Genomic DNA, 3,688 nt, shown 5'->3' with positions numbered 1-3,688 from the left:
GCGGTGTCGACCGGTACGTGCAGGTACACCATGGCCGCCGCCTCCGGCGGTGTCGCGCCCGGGTCGCGTCCGAGCAGCAGGTCGGCGGTCACGTCGGCGCGCAGTTGGTCGAGGGTGCGCTGGTCGCCGCTGCGGCGCAGCGACCGGGCCATCGCATCCACCCGGGAGTAGCACGCACTTGCCACCTCCGCCGGCAGCTGCGCTTCGAGTGAGGACATCACGTGCTCGCCGGGGGTGAGTTCGACCCGGCGCTCCGCCCGGGCCCGCCGCGCACGCTCGACCTGCCCGTCGGGGTCGACCTTCTCCACCAGCCGGCGTGTCCGCTGGGCCAGGTTGCCCGGCTGCCATGCCGTCTCCGGCGCATCCACCAGCTTCTCCGCGAGCAACGCGTCGACCTGCCGGGCGGCGTCGTCGTCGAGCGGGCCGGTCACCGCCAACACCCGCCTGGCCCCGTACGACTTGACCTCGCCGGCCCGCATCGCGGCCAGCAACCGCGGCATCCGCCCCGTCACCGACCGGCCAGCGTCGATACGGCGTTCGACCTCACGGGTCGAGATCCGCAGCACCGGCGTCAACTCCTCCGCCACACCACGGTCATCACCCACGGCCGCCGCAATCTCGGCCAACAGCGCCAACTCCTCGGCATCGAGCCGAGCCCGTCGGGCACGGATCTCCCGCACCCGCTCGACCTTGGCTCCAGCGCCGTCCCCCATGTCATTCACAACGGCCACACTATCGAACCCATGGTCGAACACACCATTGCTCAATAGAGTGAAACGGCTCCGGGTTCACACGCCGACAAGTCGACCAACGCACTCGCGCCCACAAGCCGCGTCTCGGTGTCGTGATCGATCCTGTTTGCGTCCCCGGTCGTGGCGGCTAGGGTCGGCGCGGTTGTCTGTCGGTTCTGGAGGTTCGATGGCGCGCAGGCTGATCATGGACGTGGACACGGGGACCGACGACGCCGTCGCGCTCATGTTCGCGGCGCTCCATCCCGACCTCGAGCTCATCGGTGTGACCACCGTCAACGGCAACGTGCCGCTCGCCGCCACGACCGACAACACGCTGCGCGTCCTGGACTGGATCGGCTGTTCCGGGATACCCGTGCACCCCGGGTTGGCGCGGCCGATCGTGCGGACCGACTTTCCCTCGGCCCGCCATTTCGACCCGGGCGGTGAGGACGACCCGCACGGGACGGCGCTCGACATTCCCGAGCCGAGCAGTCGAGCGCAGGATCAGGGCGCGGTCGAGTACCTGATCGAGACGCTGCGCGGCGCGGCCGAGCCGGTCACGCTCGTCGCCGTCGGACCGCTCAGCAACATCGCCGCCGCGCTCGCCCTCGACCCCGAACTGACCGGCCGCGTGGACGAGGTCGTCATCATGGGCGGCGGTCACGCGACGGCGAACGTGACGGCCTCCGCGGAGTTCAACATCTGGGCCGACCCGGAAGCGGCCGCGATGGTGCTGGCGGCGGGATTCCCGAAGCTCACGGTGGTGACGCTCGACGCCACGCATCGCGCGGTCATCACGCGGGACGCCTGCCGCGAACTCGCCGGTCTCGGCACGCCCGCGGGCACCGCGGCGGACCGGTTCATCGGACGGCGCATCGACGCCTACTCCGGCGGGACGGGCGACGGCGCGGCGCCGGTGCACGACGTCGTCTGCACCGCATACCTGGTCCGGCCCGACGTGGTCCGGACGAGCCCGCTCCCGGTCGCCGTCGAAACGGTCGGTACCGCGACCGTGGGCCGCACCGTGATCGACACCCGGCCCGGCACGCCCGAGCCGGCGAACGCGCACGTGGCGCTCGACGCGAACGCCGAGCTGCTGAGCGGGCTGTTGACGGACACGTTCGCCCGGACGCTCTGATGCGACAGCGTGTGCGTGTGAGGCTGCGACAGCGTGTGCGTGAGGCGACGCGAGCCTGCTGATCGACGACGTCGCCGCGACGTCCGGTCCGGCCGAGACGTGCACCTCGGTGGTGGTCGAGCGGGCGCCGTCGTACGACCAGCACTGGTCCGACCACGCCCCGGTGCCGGCAGCTGTCGACTTCGACGTTTATGCAAGAACACGGGTAGACCTTGCCCGTGTCAGCGGGTTGTCCGACGCTGTGAGCATGAAACTACGCATGGTGTCCGGGTGCGACGACAAGGACTGTCCGGCCGTGTACGTCTCCGATCGAGGGACCGCTGTCGTCCAGGGCTTCCCGGTGAAGTCTGCCGATGGCTTGCGGCTGGGCGACGGAGAGGAAGCGGTAGAACTACCCCCGAAGGTCATCCTTGCCGCATACGACGCCCTCAAGGCGGCGCAGTGATCCTTGACGGGGACGCGTTCGGACAGCGGTTCGAGGGTTACCGGCGGACCGCGTGGCGCTTCGAGTGTCAGGCTAGCTACGCGATACCGCGTGAAGGCTCGGACTTCGCCCGCTGGCGGGTTGGTGAGCCGAGACCCGAGACGTTCAATGCCGCGTGGCGCGAGCGCGTGCGGGGCATCGTCGATTCCGGGCGACGTATCGGCCGTGTCCGTGTCGTACGCCGGCCGCTGACCGAGTACCAGCGATATCAGTTCGATTGGGGAATCCCCGGCAACATCGAGGCGGGCGAGGACATTCGGATACTTGACGTCACGGATCTGGAGCTGGTCCTACCGACGCATGACTTCTGGTTGTTCGATGACGAGCTGGTAGTGGACCTGAATTTCAACCCTGACGGAACGCTGCTCAACCGCGACCAGCGGGAAAGTCCTGACCTGACCATGTACCGGAAGTGGCGGGATACGGCACTGGCTCACGCCGTGGCATTCGAGGACTATGCTCGAACCTGAGAATGTGGAGCAAGGCAGGAGGAACCTTGCCGAGACGCTCAGGCAGCTACGGAAAGCGGCCGGGCTCTCGGGCGAGCGGTTGGCCGCTCGTACTGCCATGTCTCAGTCCAAGATCAGCCGGATCGAATCCGGCCGGACGCTGCCGACCGTCGCCGACGTCGAGCGGATTCTCACCGCGCTGGAGGTACCCGCGGAAGCTCGGGAAGAGCTGCTGTCCCTGACCCGAACGGTCAACGTCGAGTACACGTCCCTTAGGTCATCCGCCCGTGTCGGGATCTGGCGCAGTCAGGCGGAGATCAAGGCGCTATCCGAATCGTCCGCGGTCGTCCGCCAGTTTCTTCCTGCTATCCCGTCCGGGCTCCTGCAATCAGCCGAGTACGCCCGCGCTGTGCTTACTCCTGGCATTGAAGGACGTCCGGCCCGGGACGTAGACCGTGCCGTCAGGGCACGACTGGACGCTCAAGGCGTGCTCAACGACGAGTGGCGACGGTTTCACTTCGTGTTGACCGAGCAGGCGGTACGGCTTAAGCGTGCGCCGGCGCCAGTGATGGCGGACCAGCTTCGACACCTGGCAAGTGTGGCGGAGCGACCTAACACGGACGTTGCGATACTGCCGAGTTCGACTCTGGTTGAGGCCAGTCCGCTGAACATATTCGTTATCTACGATGCGCGGCTGGTCACCGTGGAAACGTTCGCCGGGTCCGTTGTTCTCCGGGACTACCGGGACATCTCGTATCACCTGAACGTCTTCGAGCATTTTCGGGCACGATCACTGAGGTTTTCTCAGTAGCGTCCGTCGTGTTCGAACTGTGTGAGGACGAGTGCGGCTTTGGTGATGGCGCCGATGCGTCTGGGGCAGAGGGTG

At 67.6% G+C, this 3,688-nt stretch carries 5 protein-coding genes; 4 read left to right on the top strand and 1 reads right to left on the bottom strand.

What is annotated here, in order from left to right; translation table 11 throughout:
* The coding region (locus tag LY13_RS25270; protein ID WP_253831064.1) for a DUF222 domain-containing protein at positions 1 to 713 on the bottom strand (713 nt) is incomplete at its 3' end.
* A 205-nt stretch (positions 714 to 918) separates the two neighbouring features.
* Here LY13_RS25270 and LY13_RS25265 point away from each other — a divergent pair.
* From LY13_RS25265 to LY13_RS25250, 4 genes are all read left to right on the top strand, one after another.
* Positions 919 to 1,869, top strand: coding sequence for a nucleoside hydrolase (locus LY13_RS25265; RefSeq protein WP_253831063.1), 951 nt, complete (start codon positions 919 to 921; stop codon positions 1,867 to 1,869).
* Between the two features lie 109 nt (positions 1,870 to 1,978).
* Complete coding sequence (locus LY13_RS26255; protein ID WP_372493897.1) at positions 1,979 to 2,314, top strand: hypothetical protein; 336 nt, start codon at positions 1,979 to 1,981, stop codon at positions 2,312 to 2,314.
* Positions 2,311 to 2,823, top strand: a complete 513-nt coding sequence (locus LY13_RS25255) for a DUF6879 family protein (RefSeq protein ID WP_253831062.1) — start codon at positions 2,311 to 2,313, stop codon at positions 2,821 to 2,823. The genes LY13_RS26255 and LY13_RS25255 overlap by 4 nt, the downstream gene beginning before the upstream one ends.
* Positions 2,810 to 3,613, top strand: coding sequence for a helix-turn-helix domain-containing protein (locus LY13_RS25250; protein WP_253831061.1), 804 nt, complete (start codon positions 2,810 to 2,812; stop codon positions 3,611 to 3,613). The genes LY13_RS25255 and LY13_RS25250 overlap by 14 nt, the downstream gene beginning before the upstream one ends.
* Positions 3,614 to 3,688 lie beyond the last annotated feature (75 nt).

It is taken from the genome of Prauserella aidingensis, from assembly GCF_024171865.1.
Taxonomy (GTDB): Bacteria; Actinomycetota; Actinomycetes; order Mycobacteriales; family Pseudonocardiaceae; genus Prauserella; species Prauserella aidingensis.
This window is presented reverse-complemented; position numbering and strand designations above follow the sequence as displayed.